Raw genomic sequence first — 19,443 nt, forward strand, 5'->3', positions numbered from 1 at the left:
ATACCAATCCATCGTATTAAAAATTACAGTACTTTTGCCTAACGTTGTTAGATAATTTAATATGGCAAGTAAAGATCGAATATTGAGACAAAAGGAAGAGACTAGAAATAGTATTCTCGATGCCGCATATGCGATTGTCAAAGAAGAAGGCTGGGAAGGTTTAAACATGCGTAAGATTGCCGATCGCATCGAATATACCGCTCCTATAATTTACGAATATTTTTCCAATAAACAAGCGATTTTAGACGAATTGACTTGTAAAGGTTTTCTTCGATTGATTAAAAATATTAAGGAAGCCCAATTATCTCAAACGGATCCCGCCTTACAATTGGAAGTGATGTGGATCGCTTTTTGGAATTTTGCCTTTGAAAACAAAGAGCTGTATCAAGTGATGTACGGCGTAGAAATGAAGTGTTGTACACAACCTATAGTTCCCGACACTGAAACCACCTACCAACTGTTTTTCAATACCATTGCCGCAGTGATGGAACAACAAAATCCTTCAGATGCCGATGTCAAATTAAAGTATTTTACATTTTTTTCTGTGATTCACGGTTTGATCTCTGTCAATATGATTGGAAATGGTTTGGCTCCTACCACTAATGATCAAATTTTTAAAGATGCCGTAAGCGCTATTATCAAATCACTGTATCAAGAAGAAATTTCCTCGTAGAATGTAGTAAAACATTAAAAACACAGTACTTTGTACCCATGTACTTAACGCTGTTAGAAAAATTAAGAACATTAAAAGAAGATCTTTAAACTTTATTTCAATCTAAAAATCATGTACTACGCTATTAAATTAGTCCTCATTTACCTCTTTTTTCTGCCTTTTACTTAACGCTGTTATCTAATCTAACATAGTTAAAGACCCTTGCTATGATGCGTACTTCCAATATACCAATGAATGTACCGTATTACCCCCACATTTGTCATTTACTGTAACACCCTATGGATATGAGCTTTTATTGACTGCTTATGCTTTAGTACTTAACGCTGTTAAATAAACTAACTCAATTAACAATAATTTTCACTAATTCAAAACTACCCTATTCAAAAATGAAAAAAATACTATTTACTAGTGTCCTTTTAGCTTTTTTCCTGCAGTCCTGTTCAGAAAAAGCTACTACACAGGAAACTGCTATACCGCAATTGCCCGTTTACACCTTGCAAAATACAGCAACTACGACGGTTTCTGAATATCCCGCTGCGATACGCGGTATTGTTGATATCGAAATACGCCCTCAGGTTGGCGGTGTACTCGACAAAATATATATAGACGAAGGTGCTTATGTCACCCAAGGTCAATTGTTGTTTAAAATAAACGAACGCCCGTTTAGAGAGCAACTCAACATGGCCACGGGAAATCTCAATGCGGCCAAAGCAGCCTTGATCAACACCCAATTGGAAATAGACAAATTGACGCCATTGGTACAAAACAAAGTGGTGTCGGACTACCAATTAAAAACGGCTCAAGCCGCTCATAAAATAGCGCTTTCTACCTTAGAACAGGCCAAAGCCATGGTCGAAAACGCCAAAATTGATCTCAACTATACCAGCATACAGGCGCCGGTAAACGGTTATATCGGCAGATTGCCCAAACGTCAGGGTAGCTTACTCGCTCCAACCGACGTGGAAGCTTTGACGAGCTTGTCTAATATACAACAGGTCTACGCCTACTTCTCTTTGGGAGAAATGGATTTTATTCAGTTTAAAAACCAATACGAAGGCAGCACTTTAGGCGATAAAGTCAAAAATCTCGCACCGGTTTCCTTGCTCCTAGCAGATAAAACAGTCTATAAAGAACTCGGTAAAATCGATGTCATCGACGGTCAATTTGACAAAAATACCGGAGCTATTATGTTGCGCGCTACATTTCCAAATCCCGATGGGGCTTTGCGTTCGGGCAATACCGGAAAAATTCAATTGAAAATGCAGCACAGCCAAGCACTGTTGATTCCGCAAGAGGCCACCGTAGAAATTCAAGACAAAGTTTTTGTTTTTGCTGTGGATGCTTCCAACAAAGTATTTAAAACACCGGTACAAATCATCGGCCGCAGTGGTAATGACTATCTGATTGATCAGCAGTTAAAATCCGGCGATCGCATCGTACTCAAAGGTTTTGAAAGACTACAAGACGGCATGACCATACAACCGGAAACCCCTAGCCCAGCCACCGCTGCCCTCACTAATTCTAAAATATAAGTAAACCTCCATGTTTAAAAAATTCATAAACAGACCCGTACTGGCCACTGTAATCTCTATCATCCTCGTTATTTTGGGGGTATTGGGATTGTACAAACTGCCGTTACAGCAATTCCCAGATATTGCTCCTCCCTCTGTACTCGTTACCGCTTTATATCCCGGTGCCAACGCAGAAACCGTTTTGCGGGCCGTTGCCCCTTCTTTGGAAGAATCGATTAACGGTGTGGAGAACATGACCTATATGACTTCTACGGCCAGTAACGACGGTTCGCTTTCGATTATGGTGTACTTTAAATTGGGAACAGATCCCGATCAAGCCGCCGTAAACGTTCAAAACCGCGTGGCACAGGCTACGAATCAAATGCCGGCAGAGGTTATCAGAGCCGGAATCACTACCAACAAACAACAAAACAGTTTGTTGATGGTGGTATCTCTATACGCCGAAGACGATAAAGCTTTTGATGAAACCTTTTTAGCCAATTACGCCCAAATCAACATCATACCCGAAATAAAAAGGATTTCTGGTGTGGGTCAATCCACCATTTTTGGGGGTAATAAAGATTATGCGATGCGCGTTTGGTTAAATCCAACCCAAATGGCCACCTACAACCTGACTCCCGCCGAAGTTACCGCAGCCATACAAGATAAAAACTTGGAAGCCGCTCCGGGTAAATTTGGTGAGAGCAGCACCGAATCTTTTGAATACGTCATCAAATACAAAGGGAAACTCAACGAAGCTTCTCAATACGAAAACATCATCATCCGCTCCAATGCAGACGGCTCTGTTTTGCGTTTAAAAGATGTAGCCAAAGTAGAATTGGGTTCCTATACCTACGGAAGTTCCACCAAGGTAAATGCCAAACCCGGAATCAACATCGGTACCATGCAGTTAGCGGGTTCCAATGCCAGTGAAATTCAAGTAGCCATAGATGAATTGATGCAACGGGTTTCCAAAGACTTTCCAAAAGGGGTTAAATACCTGATTTTGTACAATACCAAAGACGCCTTAGACCAATCGATCAATCAGGTAATTACCACCTTGATTGAAGCCTTTATCTTGGTGTTTTTAGTGGTGTTTATCTTTTTACAGGACATCCGTTCCACCTTAATTCCGGCCATAGCGGTTCCGGTTGCGATTTTGGGAACCTTCTTCTTTATGATGTTGTTTGGTTTTTCCATCAACTTATTAACACTGTTTGCCTTGATTTTGGCGATTGGTATCGTCGTCGATGACGCGATTGTCGTCGTCGAAGCAGTACACTCCAAAATGGAATTGTCTCATTTATCGCCTAAAGCAGCGACCAAATCGGCTATGAGTGAGATTACCGGAGCCATTATATCGATTACCTTAGTGATGGCTGCCGTATTTTTACCGGTGGGCTTTATGGAAGGCTCTACCGGGGTTTTCTACCGACAATTTGCCCTTACCCTGGCCATTGCCATCATCATATCGGCCGTGAACGCCCTAACCTTGAGTCCGGCTTTAGCTGCCTTATTCCTCAAGAGTACCCACCACGGTACGGAAACAGAACCCGAGCGAAAAAAGACCTTTAAGGAAAAATTCTTTATCGGATTCAATCGCGGTTTCGACAATCTGGCCAATAAGTATTTGGGCAGTATTCGTACCATGATACGCTACAAATGGTTGAGCTTGGGTGGTTTGGCCTTGGTGATGTTGGCCACTGTACTGCTGGTAAACAAAACCAAAACCGGATTTATCCCTTCAGAAGATCAAGGGTTTATGGCTATTTCCGTATCCCTTCCGGGTGGAACATCTTTGGAGCGCACTAAAAAAATCATGGATGAGGCAGAGGCTATCATAGCCCAATTGCCTTCGGCAAAGATTGTCAATGCCATGTCGGGCTTTAACATCATGACCCAATCGACCAACCCGTCTACCGGTGTCATCTTTTTACTGTTGAAACCGAACAAAGAACGCGGAGCTGTCAGCGACATCAATCAAATTATGGGCGAAGTAAATCAGAAGTTATCGGTAGTTAAAGGCGCTAATTTCTTTGTGTTTACCTTTCCAACAGTACCGGGATTCAGCAATGTCGACGGATTGGATATGGTTTTACAAGACAAAACCGGCGGTAGTTTAAACCAGTTTAGCGAAATTGGAAATCAATTTATCGGCGCACTGATGCAACGTCCGGAAATTGCCGTGGCCTTTACCACTTTTAAAGCCGATTATCCGCAGTACGACCTCGAAGTAGACGAAATCAAAGCGGCGCAATTGCAAGTAGATGTCAAAGAAATTTTACAGACGATGCAGGCGTATTTCGGTTCGTCTCAGGCGTCGGATTTCAACCGTTTTGGAAAGTATTACCGCGTGATGATTCAAGCGCAAAAAGACGACCGTTCCAACCTCAATGCTATGGAAGGCGTGTTTGTTAAAAACAAACGCAACGAAGCGGTTCCGATCAATACCTTGGTTACTTTGAAACGCGTTTACGGACCGGAAACGGCCTCGAGATACAACTTGTTCAATTCCATCAGCATCAACGCCATTGCCAATCCGGGCTTTAGTTCGGGAGATGCGATTAAGGCTGTAGAAGAAGTAGCTGCACAGCAATTGCCTACGGGATACAGTTATCAGTTTTCCGGGATGACCAAGGAAGAGTTATCCTCTGGCGGACAATCGTTAATCATCTTTACGCTGTCGCTGTTGTTTATCTATTTCTTATTGGCTGCTCAATACGAGAGTTATATCTTGCCTTTTGCAGTGATTTTATCCATACCAACGGGTATCATCGGAGTATTTGTCGCCATTGGACTGGCAGGTATTGAAAACAACATCTACGTACAAGTAGCGCTGGTGATGTTGATTGGTTTGCTGGCCAAAAACGCCATCCTGATCATCGAATTTGCCTTGCAACGCCGTCGCGCAGGAAAGACTTTGGTTTTCTCTGTAATGGAAGCGTCAAAATTGCGTTTAAGACCGATTATCATGACCTCCGTTGCTTTTATTGCGGGATTGATTCCGATGATGAATGTCAAAGGGCCTTCTGCTATGGGTAACCACTCGATCAGTATCGGAGCTGCCGGAGGAATGCTGTCGGGAGTGGTATTGGGATTGTTTATAATTCCGGTATTATTCATCGTATTCCAAATCTTACACGAAAAAATTTCCGGTCCCATCTCCACTGAAGAGGAGGATAAAATTTAATTATATCCCTGATGAAATATCCTATGAAAAAAAATAATATATATACTGTTGCGGCCTTGATTTTGGTCGCAACACTTCACTCCTGTAGCGTTTCCAAAGACGTGACATATCCGGCTGCAGCCCTACCCGAGAGCTTTCGGGGCACTGAAGTCGCCGCTGACGATAGCAGTATCGCCAGCCTGCCGTGGAGTGACTTCTTTGTCGAAGACGCATTACGACCTTTAATCGAAAACGCCTTACAGAAAAACAATCAAATGCAATTGGCGTTAAAAAACATTGAAATCGCGCAATTGCAATGGACCAAATCCAAATGGGCAAATATACCCGAATTGCAACTGGGCATTCAAGCCAACAGCAGCAGGCCTTCTGAAAACAGTCTGACAGGAACGAACTTGAACATGGCTTTATCGCGCAATCACATCGAAGATTATTCCGTCAATCTCGGTTTGTCTTGGGAAGCGGATATCTGGGGCAAAATCAAGAATCAGAAAAAAGGAGCTTTGGCGCAATACCTGCAAACGGAAGAAGCGCAAAAGACCATCCAAACCACACTGATTGCTGAAGTAGCCAAAGGATATTACAATTTGCTGATGCTCGACTACCAATTGGAAACCGCTAAGAAAAACGCGGCGCTTAACGAGAGTACGCGCTCGATTATTCAATGGCAGTTTGAAGCCGGTCAAGTGACCTCGCTGGCCGTGGCACAAATCGAATCGCAAAAATTAAATGCGGAAAAATTGATTCCGCTTTTTGAACAACAGATCGCGATACAGGAAAACGCTTTAAGCCTTTTAACGGGGACTTTTCCAACCGCCATTGAAAGAAGTGTCGGTTTACCCCTGTTGCCGTACAACTCCCAATTAAAAACGGGATTACCGACGGCTTTGGTATCTAACAGGCCCGACGTCAAACAAGCAGAGTTGGCCTTAAGTCTTAGCAATGCTCAGGTGGGCATGGCCAAAGCGGATTTTTATCCCAGCTTAAAAATCGGAGCCAGCACCGGATTAAACAGTTTTGAAACCAGCAACTGGTTTACCATACCCGCTTCCCTATTCGGTACTATAGCCGGCGGTATTACCCAACCCTTATTGCAAGGCAAAACCATTAAAACCAAGTACAAAATAGCCTTGGTAGAACGCGAAAAGGCCGTGATTAACTTTAGAGAGTCGGTATTAATTGCCGTATCGGAAGTGTCCAACGCCCTAGTATCGATAGAAAAATTAAACGAACAACAACAACTGTTACAAAATCAGGTTCAAACGCTCGAAAAAGCCATTGGAAAAGCCAATTTGTTATACCAAAGCGGCCTGGTTAATTATTTGGAAGTCATCAGTTCACAAGCGCAACTTTTGAACAGTGAATTGGAATTGGCTACCAGCAAAAGAGATTTACTCGCAGCTCGTGTAGAACTATACCGCTCCTTAGGTGGAGGCTGGCAATAATACTTTTTTTATTTATTTAGTTAATTATTTTTTCTTTATTTTTTTTACTCTTGTAACCCGATGTTTAGGCATCGGGTTTTTAAATCTACCTATCTAAGTTATTCTTAAAAAAACTTTATAGCTCCTAATTACTAGTTATACACTTTTAAATTCTCGCAAAACTTTCGGATATTTGTAATCAAACCTTACTATCTCAATTACAGTATCATGACGGACAAGGCAGCACAATTAATCAGCGATTTCAAAACAAGCGGTTGGCATACAACAAACCTTTATGAGCGACTGTTTAACTTGGCATCAAACTCGAATGATGCCTTTGCATTTGCGTCGAAATTCCTATATACCTTCGACAAAAACGCCACGATTTTCAATGATATTCTGAGCTATATAGACCAACCTCAATTTGATGAACTCATCTCTATTGCCGTGGAAATTCTTACAAAACAAAAGAATGAGAATGCCGAAAGCGTCATCGAATATGCGAGCTTGCAGTTCCCTGAATTATTGCATCAACACCTCAGGCTAATCTTTGAACTAAAACCCAATGAGTACACCTATTTTGAAGCATACCCCTGGAGGAATTTAGCCATGGATGTTATTCCCATTTTTAAAAACCTATTTATCAGCGCTGAAACCAGTATTAAAGATAAACAAGCGCTTTTTGAACGTTTAATGGAGACTAGAAATTTGGAGGTTATCATTTTTGCGCATGACTATACCCTTAAGAACAAGCTTTTTGACGAAGATGATTTAGAAGATTATCTACTCGCGTATTTAGAGCTCGTTGGATTTACAAAACGACAGGGGCGCATAGAAACTTATTGCCCCAATGTACTTAGGCATTTTAGTTTTCCCAAAAATTATTTCGTCAATGATAGACCCAGTCATCTTAACAAACAACAGCACCCGACTTGGAATTTAAAAGCGGACGAAAACACCTATAAATTTGGTGGTGTGATTGACAATCATACAAATAATCGATTTATGCACCTGATTACATTTGATCAAATTCCCGATGGACTCCAGATATCGGATTTATCTACTCTAACCTTAGGTATGCATATTCGAGAACTCAATGAATATGGCGCGGTGTTTTACCAACACGACGAAAATGGACAACCTTCAAAAATAGGAGAACTCAAAAACATAGAAATTTATTCCGATTTACCGATACAGGAAACCTTTGTTTCGTTTTCAGCATCGCCCGATAGATGGTTTTATCAAAGTTGGGGAAGTGCAAACAGTAGAGAAAACTTATTTAGGCTCGGTGGTGAACCTAGCTGGATTCAAAGTGCAGAAGTACTGATTTGTCCAATTAGCGGAGAAAAAATGGACTTTTTAATGCAACTGGATACAGACTTACCGAATACAGAAAATGGCGAAGTCTATTTTGGAAGTGGCGGCATTTGTTATGTGTTTTGGTGCGATAAAACAAAAGTAAGCGGCTATATTATGCAATGTACCTAAACCGCATTGCCACAAAATACGTTTCCTTGCTATAAATTCGCTTTGGCGGAATACCGACTTAAGGGAGAAATCTAAAATTTCTCCTTTTTTTTATTGCAAAATCCGTATAAATTTCCTTTTTTTATGTTTTACAAAACGATAAGACACTGTTGTTTAGACTAATGTAAAATTAATCGTTTCGTATTCCCAATCCCCCACTATAGCCAATACACGACATATTCTGCAAAATTTTGCAGTTAGGATACTATTAAAATCACTCATAATTTAGATATAGCTAAACATTTTGAAAAAATATTCACTAACTTTGTCTTCACATATACCCAGCAATACCAAAATTGATGTGTATGAATTGTGCAAAAACGGCAAGAGTCTGTTTGAAGCTTTTTTTAAAGAAATTGAGAAGGACGGAAATTTACTATCGAATCTAGCGGCGGCTATTAGAATTATTGAGGATACAGCCAATCTAAAAATGAGACCGCAAAAACAGTTTCGAATGCTTCAAGGGCTTCCGGTTAATTATAAGGTATTTGAAGCAAAATCGGGAAGGATACGAGTGTATTTATTTCATGAAGAAAAGACGGGTCGCGTTATAATAATGGGAGGAAATAAAGACAGCCAGGATGAAGACATTAAAAAAGTTGAACTAATTATCAAAGCATATCATTATGAAAGATAACCTAGAAAAAATACTGAATCAACCTTCCTATTGGATTGAGGGTATTAACGGGGTTTTATACCATGCCATTGTTGAATTTATGGAAAGGAATAATTTCAACAGAACCCAACTTGCACAAGTCTTGGGAATCAGCAAAGGCCGCGTATCACAGATTCTAAATGACGGACAAATTAATTTCAGCATTGAAAAAATTGTTGAAATCTCTATTAAAATTGGAAAATATCCTGTATTTCAACTTGAAGATACAACGGTTGTTATCAATCGATTAAATGAGTCGAAAGAAATTAAAAGCAGCGAAGATTTGTTATGTACCAGTGATTGATCCAACAAATATTTTAAATAAATAAAACCTCGCATTGCCGCCATACTGCAAAACTACCAACTAAAAAATAATGCAAGTAAATTCCAGTTCCCAGAAAGCAGTCACGCCATGCCGTTCACAGTTTTATGCGTTAGCAAAAGTGTATTGTGAAAAAACCGCTTTACTTTAAATGCTCGAATCGCTGTTCCTTGGCCAAAGTAAGCACCACAGAACCGGTATTGCTATAAATAACATCAATCACATGACCGGGTTTAAAACCAATCTCTTCAAACCATTTTCCACTGAGTACTACCATCGGAAAAGTGCTGCCTCTACCGTATTTTTTAGGAGTATATTTTCCACAAATGGTTAACTGTCTTGTCTTTATTTCGTTCTTCGTCTTGTTTTTCATCATCACGCCATTTAAAAGTGAGTGATAAAAAAAGGTATTTTAAACGCAGTAAAAAACAGTTTCAAACTGTAAATTACAAACGAATAGCCGTTTTTTACAGCAATTTAATTATCTTTAACTCAGAGTTTATTTTAATTTTGGCGCCATGACACAAAACAACAGCAACCGCAAAATCCACCAAGGCAGAAACATCAAACGTTTTCGAGAAATGCTAGGTATCAAACAAGACGCCTTGGCTTTTGAATTGGGAGAAGACTGGAATCAGCAAAAAATATCCCTACTCGAGCAAAAAGAAGCCATTGAAAGCAGTTTACTGCAACAAGTGGCGCAAATACTAAAAATACCCGCAGAAGCTATTGAAAATTTTGATGAGGAACAGGCTGTGAACATTATTGCAAATACTTTTACAAATAGTGACCATGCTACAGGATTTGTTTATAACAACTATCCTACATTCAATCCGGTTGAAACCATCCTCCAAATACACAACGAAAAAATTGCCCTCTACGAGCGTATGCTCCAAGAAAAAGACGAGATGATGCTACGCTTAGAGCAGCTACTACAAAACAAGTAATCCCGCCATCAACCGTATATAAAGCTTAACCTTCGGTTAGGCTTTTTTTGTTTACCCCAGTCTCCCCTGCTGCTTTAAGGTGCTCTATCATCTTAAATATACTCTTTTTTAATTAAAAACACAAGCTATTTTATTGTTTTTTAATTGATTTTACGGTTTGCCGTACATCTGTTAACAAAAAAGTCTTTACGTTTGCATGAAATTTCAGGAGAAGTTTAATTAGCTGATTTTAATAACTTAATAGATGAATAGTTTCGTGATAAAACTAGTTAACTAAAAACTTTAAAACATATAACTTTAAAAAATGATTCCATATTTTGACCATAATCACGTAACACCACCACATAATGGTAACCCTACAGACAAAAGTCAACTTAGCCCATATCAGTCAAATTCATTAGAATTCACAAAGCATTTCGCCACATCACCTGAAAGAATTGAAATTCTTAAAGGTTTTTTAAATTTCAGAAAAAAATTAAATGAAGCTGGTGTTTTAGAAGGTTTTCAATGGCTTGATGGTAGCTTTACAGAAAATATTGAATTAAGAGAAGGACGCCCACCAAAAGATCTAGATCTCGTTACTTTATATAATCATTCAAGTCTGTCTAATCAACAAGTAAAATTTATTGAAAATAATTTTACTGATTTTTTTGATTTTGAAGAATCTAAAGCTAATTATAAATTAGACCATTACCCATTTAACTACGTCTTAGATCCGCTACTCACAATTGATTATTCAAGATATTGGATTCAATTATTTTCTCACAATCGACTTGGTATTTGGAAGGGTATAATTAGAGTAGAATTAAATACACCCGATGTAGATGAAGAGGCTTCAATTTTTTTAAGTAATTTAGTATAATGATAAATTTAAAGAGGCAAATAACTAGTCAAATAATAGAACTTCAAAACTTACTTAGTTTTGCAAGTAATGACCCTTTTATGTCAAAAAGTTTATCAAAAAAAATTGATACCCTTAAAGAAAAGTTACAAAATATATCTAACGAAATACCTATAGCAAAAGTTTCTCTTTTATTTAGTGGAAATGCCGTTTCAGGAAGTCAAGGTATTAAAATTGGTTTTTTGAGTAAAATTCTGAAACCTTTTCAAGAACTTGTAAAAACAGAAACTACTAAAATAAAATATGGAGTTGTAGGTAAAAGAGGAAAATCAAAAGATATAAATGATGCAGAACTTTATTTAACAGCATTACCAATGGGTTCATTCGGAGTTGAATTAGCACAATTAAACAAAAATAATATTTTCTCGGAAAATGAGGTGGAAAATGCGATTCTTAATGTAATAAATCTAATTACATCAGTAACAATGAGTGATAAAACTTTTGAAAATATTGTTTCTATTACACCCCCAAGAAGTTTAAATAATCTTAAATTATTTCTTAAAGAAATTGATAGTGAAAATTCAATTTTAAAAATTGAACAAGGCTTATCTTCATTTGAAATTTCAATAGAAAACATACATAAAGGATATGAAAGAATAAATTCTGTAATTACTGAAGAAGAAACTATTGAAGTGAAAGGAGTTTTACGAGGTGTATTATTGGACTCGTCAAGATTTGAATTTGTAGATGAAAATGGAGAGAAAATATCAGGGATCATAGGAGAAGAAATAGATGAAGACAAAATTATTGAGCTCAGTTTAGAATATCTTAATAAAAATTGCACAATACATTTGAAGAAATTAGAAACCAAGTTTATTTCTAAAAATGAAAAAATCTATTATCATTTAATTGATATTTATCCATAAAGACATTAGATAACTACTGTTTTGCAAAAAAAACGGCTTGTAAAGTGAAAGAGAAAAAGAAAATGCCGTCTATAGAGCTTCGAATTCTTTACCTCTTCACATTCCAATCGGCAAAGCTATATTGATAGAAAAACTAGAGAAATAATGGTTGAAAATGTAAATAATTTCAGAAATTTTTGATTATAAAATTTATTGTTTGTATTTTAGAATTATAATTTTCAAACAAGATATTAGATTCCCAAGTATATTCTACACACGATTAAAAGAACATCAAGATAGCTTTACTAGAAAGATTCTAAAACTTCAAGATAGCACCCTCCACAAACCATAGAGGGTTTTTTCATGCTTCAAAAAGTTATAGGGAACCTGAATTTCACAAAAAATCAGGTTATATGCTAACCGAACCTTTGTATTTCCATTTCGTAAAAACATTTTTTATGTAGTAGAGGATAATTTTACAAATAAAAGGAAGTACTATACGCCCATGGTGCAAAATGGAAAGTTTTTGCTTTCTAATCCGACTCTTCTCCAACACCTCATACACTACGGTATTCATTTTTAACGGTACTCATAATTGACTTCTTCAATGTCAAATGCTTTCAACAAAGTATTGTAATTATTCAAATTTGCTTTATTACTATCATATACATCTATAATTAGTGTCGAATCAGATTTGATTACGCCGAAATTTTGACCAGCGTGTCCTGGAAAACGTTCGTGTATTTTACTTTTAAGAAGTTTTGATAAATAATCATTTATGGCACTAATGTTATTTTTAGTTAATTGAAATTCGGTTGTTCTATCGGGTTGTTGAAATTCAGGACTTCCATAAAGTTCTCCAATTTTATCACAATCCACTCGCGTTCTTATATATTTAGCGTAAAAAATTCTGTCTTTTTTTGAAAATATTTCAAAGCTTTCTGTATGTCCACCCCATTCGCCACACTCATCAAAGTTTGCATAAATTAGGAGTCTTGTTTTTGAACCAAATGCACCTAAATCAGCCGGTTCGAAAAAGCTTATAGCATCATTTTCTATTTCAATGTTTTTATGAATATTTTTCTCTTTGCAAGAAATAAAAATTGTTAAGAGTGTAAGTAGAAGTAAATTATTAATTTTTATCATTTGAGAGCATAGTTAAAGATTATATCGTATTCACGAAATTAGAATTTAAATTAGAAATTCAAATTTTCTCCTTTTGTCACCACAGCCTTATACATTTCCAATTTTTTAAACTTAGTAAATCGCAAATCGAATCATCTAACAATTATCTATACGGCTAAAGAAGTTCAAGAACTCCTTTAGCCGTATTTTTTATGTCTAATTATTTAATTTCTATTAACACGCCTTCAGTATGCGCACTCATTTCCGGTGCGTACATATTTTGTAAAGTGGCTATCCCGTTTGAAAACACCCCCGCTGTATTGGCTCTGAGTTCGTATTCAAACACATAGGTTCCCTTTTTTAGCGCGTCGATAAAGAAGTTTGTAGCCACATCTCTGGTCTCTTGGTAATAAGCGGTGTGATTGCCCCATTTGTATCCAGAAATCGCATTGATGGGCTCCAATCCGCTGGCGCGCATGTCTTTGAGGTGTACGAATTCCATATCGCGATCGGTGGTTACCTCAAGGCGTACCGTTACTTTATCGCCCACTTTAATCGGATTTGAATCGGTTACCGCCTTTAAAACAGGACCAGAAGCCGAATTGGTTGCGATGTACATTTGCTTGTGGATTTTTATGTTAGTAGCCGTTTTTCCAACTTTATTCAAGTCTTCGAAATACTGCCAATACAAAGCTCCCCATGCGGTACCCGCACTTTGTTTGTCAACGGTTACTGTCGCTTGGTCTTTTGAAATGGCTTCTTTGTTCCAAGTGTGTTTTGTATAACCGCTACCCGACTGTGCTTCTTGTTTTACATCTATTTGTTGCTTGCCCACCCATATATCGACAACGCTAGCAGCATCCAACGGTGATGCACCCGTATTTAACAGTGCATATACCGCCCTCGTGGTTGCCTTGGTGGATTTCCAGCCGTTTGTAGCTCTGTTTTTTAACAACCAAATCTTCATTTCCGCTACAGCTTTTTCATCACGAGCAACCTCATCAAAAGCTTCTATCAGCAAGGCTTGCGTTTCAATAGGGGTTTGATACCACTGCCAACCCGCTTGATTGGATTTCCAATACATGCCCATTTCGTCAGAAATCACCGCTCTTTCTTTTAGTTGGTTCAGTATCGTTTTTGCCTCGGCTGTTTTTCCAAATCGATGCAAAATCAAGGCTTCCATAACCCTTATGGACAAGGCGATTTCCGTAGGTTTTTCCGAAATCATCGACACATAAGCAGCTGCCATTTTTTTCAAATCGTCACTCAGTGGTTTTTCGTCTAAAAAGAAACTTCTCGCATATAAATACTGTATTTGATCGTTTTGAAGCCCCTGTTCTTTCTCCTTAGTGTCTAAATAGTTTTTATAGTAGTACTGGTCTAAAAACTGTAGGGTCTTGTCTTCTATAGCTGCATACGAATCGGCTATTTCTTTTTTTACCCCCATTTTCTTTAAACTTCCAAAACCGCTTAAAATTTCAAGAGTAATATTGGGGTTTACAGCGCCGCCATCAAACCAGGAAAAACCGCCGTTTGAAAGTTGTCTCTTTTGCAATTTTTCCAATACGACTCCGTATTCGTTTTGCATTTTATTCCAATCAAACAACAAGGCCAATCGCTTTTTTTGTTCGGCATCGGATTCCGCTTCGCGCAGCCAAGGCGTTTCTTCTATTAAAATATTTTTCAGCTCTGGGTTTTTCTCTAAAGGGGATTTTAATTCTCCCTTGGAATTCCAATCGTCAAAAACCGCTTTGATCTTCGGATTTGAATTCAACAATTGTTGCGAGATCGCGTTTCCATACAAACGGCCAAACAACTGTTCGGAACAATCATACGGATACTCTCGTAAGTAAGGCAATGAAAAAATAGCCATCCAGACGGGGTTGGTCGTCATTTCCAAAGTCAACTTAAAATGTTCTAAGGTTTTCGAACTACTGTTTTTTAAAGCCTCGAGTTCAAAGGTTTTCCGCTGTCCCTCTTTTGCGAAGATAGGCAGGGTTTCGGTAAGCAATATTCGATTGGTTAATACGGGAAGTACACTTTCTTCCGCATCGGAAAAATCAGCCGTTGCAGCTACCATACGATAGGTAATCGGTGGGCTGTTTTTCGGTACGGTGATTTCCCAGTTCACCGCAGTGGAACTGCTTGCTGTTAATTTAAATTCTCGAAGGTTATTTTGATTGTTATACAAATGATCAATCGGTTTCATCGTCAGGGCATCAAACAACATCAAACTCGCCTGACCAGCGGTTTCTCCATCTAAGAGATTTACGATTTTTGCCGTTACCACCACCCGGTCGCCCTCGCGTAAAAATCGAGGTACATTGGGAACTATCATCAAATCTTTTTGCGTTTTAACCCGGGTCTCAAAATACCCCGTCTGTAAATCTTTGGTATGGGCAAAAGCCATAAACTTCCATTCCGTCAGGCTCTCCGGCATGGTAAATTCTATTTTGACATTGCCGCTTTTGTCGGTTTTTAAATTGGGGTAAAAGAAAGCCGTCTCCCTTAGATTTTTACGGACTTCTACTCGTTTTAATTTTTCTAATTCAGCTCCTTTCTTAGTCGTTATTACTGTGACTCCATGAATCGCACGGCTTCCATACAAAGATGTAGCTTGGTCTCCCGTAATTGTATTTGTCGATAATATATCGTCTTTCAAAATACTGTTAATATCTCCATCAAATATTTCCCCATCAACTATATTTATAGGTTTTATCTGTTCATTTAATGTTGCTGTTCCCCTGACATTGACGGAAGAAGCTGTTGAATAACCTGTAGTTACAAAAACAGCATTATAGTCCTCCTCGCCATCCTCTATTCGGATTCCAGCTACTTTACCCTCTAGTGCACTACCTGCACGGTAAAGTGCTTGCTTCATTCTATAGCTATTAAAATAATAATCGTAAACATTCCAATACGGTTGGTCCAATCTTCCCTTATTTGAATTGTAATAGTAATTTGGTAACCGATTAATATTATGCTCTACTTCAAAAGCATCTGAAGTTCTAAATCTTTCTGAAACTTTATATGAATTGTTAGACCGGAGAAATACAAATTTCTCATTAAAATTATTAGACTTAAACTGATCTAAAGACGCGTCATACATACCCGCCAGAACTTCTGCTAGTACCTGATCTTTTTTCGAGCCTGATATGGTTAATTCCCATTTCTCTTTAGCTCCTGGTTGTAATTTATCGCGTAAAGTAGTCATTTTTATATCTAACTGTTGGGTTGGGTACAGGACACTAACAGCCAGATTTTTCAAAATAACACTGTTGTATTTAATCATTAATACCTCTATTTGAATACGACCAACATAGGAAGCCAAGACAGGAAATTCAAATACAGCTATTTTCTCGCCTAAGTCCATGTTCTTTTTTATCATCGTCTCGTTATTATGCAACAAGGAGACTACAGCATATGAATCTTGTTCTGATGAGTAAAGTCGCAATTGAACCATATCCCCAATCTTATAGCTATTTTTATCCAAGTCCATCGCCAATATTGATGGTGAATCACTGAGTTCCGCCATTTTATTTTTTACTTCAAAAAACTGCTCGGATTCAATTTTTTGTCCTTTATCCCAAACCCAGCTTTTAATGATATATTTACCATCATTCAAAGGCTTGTTTTGTTTAAAATGAATCTCCTTTGATTGCTGTGTGTCAAAAGTGGTTTCTAATACCATAGAACCTCTCTTCCACTTTGACCTATCCCTTTCATCACCATAAGGTTCGTGCGGAAATAATTGGATAAATTCTTCCTCTGTATAATGCTGATAGTCCACGTTGAGAGGACTGTCTCTTACAACGCGTTGAGGAACCACTAAAGGATAAATTTCCATTCCCCCTTGGGCATTGACTAACTGATCGTTTAAATTAGTGACCCGAACCGCAAATTGATTGAGCTGATCTGGCGTTATTACCTCTGGTAAGTTATAGGTAAACGACAACCCCAAATCACCGATCAACACAGCACTTTCTGCTGTGTGCGTTTCGCCATTATCATCCATGACCGCTACTTCAACGCGATAGCTATAGGTACGCAGATTATCTTCTTTTTGATCTGCTGCGATTGCTTTAAACGGAATTTCAAAACGCCCGATTGCATCGGTGAGCAGCGTTCCAAAAGCAATTTCTTCAGAATCGCTATTTCGATACCAATTTGGCGTCCTATAATAAGGATCGAAAGAATACAATGCCTGTCTAAAAACGCGGTAAGTCACCTTGCCTTGATCGATATCCGCTCCTGAAAAAGCGCTGGCCTTTCCACTTACCTTGATCTCATCGCCAAAATGATGGTTTCCCTTTACGGTATCTAACAGCACTTCAAACTTGGGTCGTTTGTATTCTTCTACCGAAAAACCTTTATAACCATCTAAAGAAGATTGCAAGGAATAATTTCCCAGTAAACCCGATTGGGGTAAAACAAACTCCCCTTGTACCGAGCCGAATTCATTGGTGATTAAATTCAAGGTTTGAATGACTTTATAGTTGGCATCTCTTAACGTTATATCAACTTTATGGTTTGCCTTTACCCGCTGTTTGTCAGCGATTATATGGGTAACTACTCCTTTAAAGTAAAGCGTTTGACCTGGTCGATAAATACCTCTATCCGTAAATATTTTTGTTTTAAACGTACTTTCTACTCCTTCATAGTCACTATCATCAAAATCACTGTAACTATCAGTATAATAGATGTTCTCCCCTTCCAATTTAAAATACACCCCCTCAGTATCGTCATCTATAAATTCAAGATTATATTCTCCGTTTCTATCGGTTTTCACTTCCCTTTTCCACTGATCGTTATCTAATTCGCCAGCAATTGCATCCTCTTCACTATAATCTTCACTATAAACCACCATCGGTTTATTAGCCATAGGTTTTCCCGTATATCGATCATAAACTCGAACAGTATTTTTATTAAAAATAACTGCTGCATTAGTTACATAAATTTGATTCATGACTACCGCACTTTTATCTGTAATTGCTGAGAAAGGTTCGTTAGAAAATAATATAACATAGGATCCTATGGGCAGTGCTTCTAGATTTAGTAAAGTAGTATGGGCTTTATAGTCATCAAAAGCTTTTAAAGTCGAATGATATTCCCTAATTAATGGGTATTTATCTATAATTTTACCGTAATAGTCTTTTTGTGTATCTTCGTTTTTTCTATATTTGATTTCACCAAAATCATTTTCAGTACTGTCGTATTTAAATACTTTTACATAAACCTGATTTATGTTGTTGTGTTTAATTAATATGGGGTTATTACATTCAGGAATCAAATATTTTTCAACTGATACTGTTAAAACAGGGGCCGTTATTTTATTTTTTAACAGAGTCATATCCTCGTTGATATCACTATCGGGATATTTCATTTTAACAACATCTATCAACTCTAATACGCTATCGTAGGCTGATTTATCCCAACTATTTTCTGCACTCTTAAAGGTTGCATTAATCCAATTTCTGTATATATATGCTGTTATGGGTAATGAAGAATATTTATCGGCTAATTCCCTATACTTTTCAGATATTTCTAAAATATTCTCATCTGATTTTTCAGATTGAAATTGATATAATCGCGTGTAAATTTCACCTTCCACATACTTTTTTTTCTGAAAATCAATCGCCAAATCATCTAATAATTTCTTACTTTTTTGTTTATTCTCTTTTTCTAATTCTTTAGTTAAATCAAAGCGATTTGAATTTAGAAAAGTACTGTATTGAAATACTAGAAGATCATAAACTGAAAAATTAAGTTTCATGTCCGACGCATCTACCCAAATAAAAGAATTTTTCAAGTCTTTAATCTTGGTTTTTTGAAGTGTTTTTTTGTCGACTAACGCTTGCCTGTAGTAAGCATCTATTGTTTTCCAAAATGTCCCACTTGTCCAAACATTTAAATGCATTCCAGAATCATTTTCCAACTTTGTCCTACTATATATACTCCACTGGTTTTCATTATAATAAGTAGAATACAACATCGCTAAATATCCCGATATAATTGATTTATCTACTCCCTTTGCTTGAGCTAATTCACTTTTTAAAGCATCAAAAATATACTCAACATTATCGTCTTTTTCCGAAGTAACGACCTTGATTTTAGCATCGTAAAAAAGCGCCTTAATCGTATTGGGATAGTCCTTTTCTTTCCGCGCTTGCTCTAAAACGCGGTTAATGTCTGGTTGTAAACTCGAAAATTTTCCTTCGCTAATTTGTTCTTCGATTCGCTTCCATTGTTCCTCGATGCTGATGTTTTTTTGTGCGGTTCCCGTTAAACCGAATAGAATCATTAAAAGACAAATCGTATTTTTCATG

Annotated in this window: 13 protein-coding genes; 10 read left to right on the forward strand and 3 right to left on the reverse strand. The window is 37.6% G+C overall.

The genetic code is table 11. From position 1 onward, the window contains the following. Positions 1-61 precede the first annotated feature (61 nt). The 7 genes from KO524_RS08305 to KO524_RS08335 all read left to right on the forward strand — a co-directional run bounded on the left by KO524_RS08305 (position 62) and on the right by KO524_RS08335 (position 9,281). Positions 62-673 carry a TetR/AcrR family transcriptional regulator gene (locus KO524_RS08305; protein WP_219292861.1) on the forward strand — a complete coding sequence of 204 codons (612 nt, stop codon included), beginning with the start codon at positions 62-64 and terminating at the stop codon, positions 671-673. Positions 674-1,059: 386 nt separating this feature from the next. Next, entirely contained in the window at positions 1,060-2,205 is a 1,146-nt protein-coding gene (locus KO524_RS08310; RefSeq protein ID WP_219292863.1) for an efflux RND transporter periplasmic adaptor subunit, read from the forward strand. A 10-nt stretch (positions 2,206-2,215) separates the two neighbouring features. Further along, the gene (locus KO524_RS08315) at positions 2,216-5,374 is read left to right on the forward strand and encodes an efflux RND transporter permease subunit (protein WP_219292865.1); all 3,159 of its coding nucleotides are present in this window, start codon (positions 2,216-2,218) and stop codon (positions 5,372-5,374) included. 23 nt (positions 5,375-5,397) lie between these two features. Next, positions 5,398-6,816 (forward strand): efflux transporter outer membrane subunit, encoded by a 1,419-nt coding sequence (locus KO524_RS08320; RefSeq protein ID WP_219292867.1) that lies wholly within the window; start codon positions 5,398-5,400, stop codon positions 6,814-6,816. 207 nt (positions 6,817-7,023) lie between these two features. Further along, positions 7,024-8,283, forward strand: a complete 1,260-nt coding sequence (locus KO524_RS08325; RefSeq protein WP_219292869.1) for a hypothetical protein — start codon at positions 7,024-7,026, stop codon at positions 8,281-8,283. A 283-nt stretch (positions 8,284-8,566) separates the two neighbouring features. Next, positions 8,567-8,959 carry a hypothetical protein gene (locus KO524_RS08330; protein ID WP_219292871.1) on the forward strand — a complete coding sequence of 131 codons (393 nt, stop codon included), beginning with the start codon at positions 8,567-8,569 and terminating at the stop codon, positions 8,957-8,959. Beyond that, entirely contained in the window at positions 8,949-9,281 is a 333-nt protein-coding gene (locus KO524_RS08335; protein ID WP_219292873.1) for a helix-turn-helix transcriptional regulator, read from the forward strand. The genes KO524_RS08330 and KO524_RS08335 overlap by 11 nt, the downstream gene beginning before the upstream one ends. Before the next feature lie 160 nt (positions 9,282-9,441). Here the strand turns inward: KO524_RS08335 and KO524_RS08340 are convergent, their stop codons facing one another. Beyond that, positions 9,442-9,672: a hypothetical protein gene (locus tag KO524_RS08340; RefSeq protein WP_219292875.1), complete on the reverse strand. Its 231-nt coding sequence runs from the start codon at positions 9,670-9,672 to the stop codon at positions 9,442-9,444. 145 nt (positions 9,673-9,817) lie between these two features. Between KO524_RS08340 and KO524_RS08345 the strand changes: the two genes are divergently transcribed. The 3 genes from KO524_RS08345 to KO524_RS08355 all read left to right on the forward strand — a co-directional run bounded on the left by KO524_RS08345 (position 9,818) and on the right by KO524_RS08355 (position 12,013). Then, complete coding sequence (locus KO524_RS08345; RefSeq protein WP_219292877.1) at positions 9,818-10,246, forward strand: helix-turn-helix transcriptional regulator; 429 nt, start codon at positions 9,818-9,820, stop codon at positions 10,244-10,246. Positions 10,247-10,550: 304 nt separating this feature from the next. Further along, entirely contained in the window at positions 10,551-11,108 is a 558-nt protein-coding gene (locus KO524_RS08350) for a hypothetical protein (RefSeq protein WP_219292879.1), read from the forward strand. Beyond that, entirely contained in the window at positions 11,108-12,013 is a 906-nt protein-coding gene (locus tag KO524_RS08355; protein WP_219292881.1) for a hypothetical protein, read from the forward strand. The genes KO524_RS08350 and KO524_RS08355 overlap by 1 nt, the downstream gene beginning before the upstream one ends. A gap of 558 nt (positions 12,014-12,571) precedes the next feature. Here the strand turns inward: KO524_RS08355 and KO524_RS08360 are convergent. Both KO524_RS08360 and KO524_RS08365 read right to left on the reverse strand, forming a co-directional pair. Beyond that, positions 12,572-13,138, reverse strand: a complete 567-nt coding sequence (locus KO524_RS08360; protein WP_255555201.1) for a hypothetical protein — start codon at positions 13,136-13,138, stop codon at positions 12,572-12,574. Positions 13,139-13,337: 199 nt separating this feature from the next. After that, the gene (locus KO524_RS08365; RefSeq protein WP_219292883.1) at positions 13,338-19,442 is read right to left on the reverse strand and encodes an alpha-2-macroglobulin; all 6,105 of its coding nucleotides are present in this window, start codon (positions 19,440-19,442) and stop codon (positions 13,338-13,340) included. Between the last annotated feature and the right edge of the window lies 1 nt (position 19,443).

Origin of the sequence: Flavobacterium sp. NKUCC04_CG (assembly GCF_019345525.1) — a bacterium.
Lineage (GTDB): Bacteria > Bacteroidota > Bacteroidia > Flavobacteriales > Flavobacteriaceae > Flavobacterium.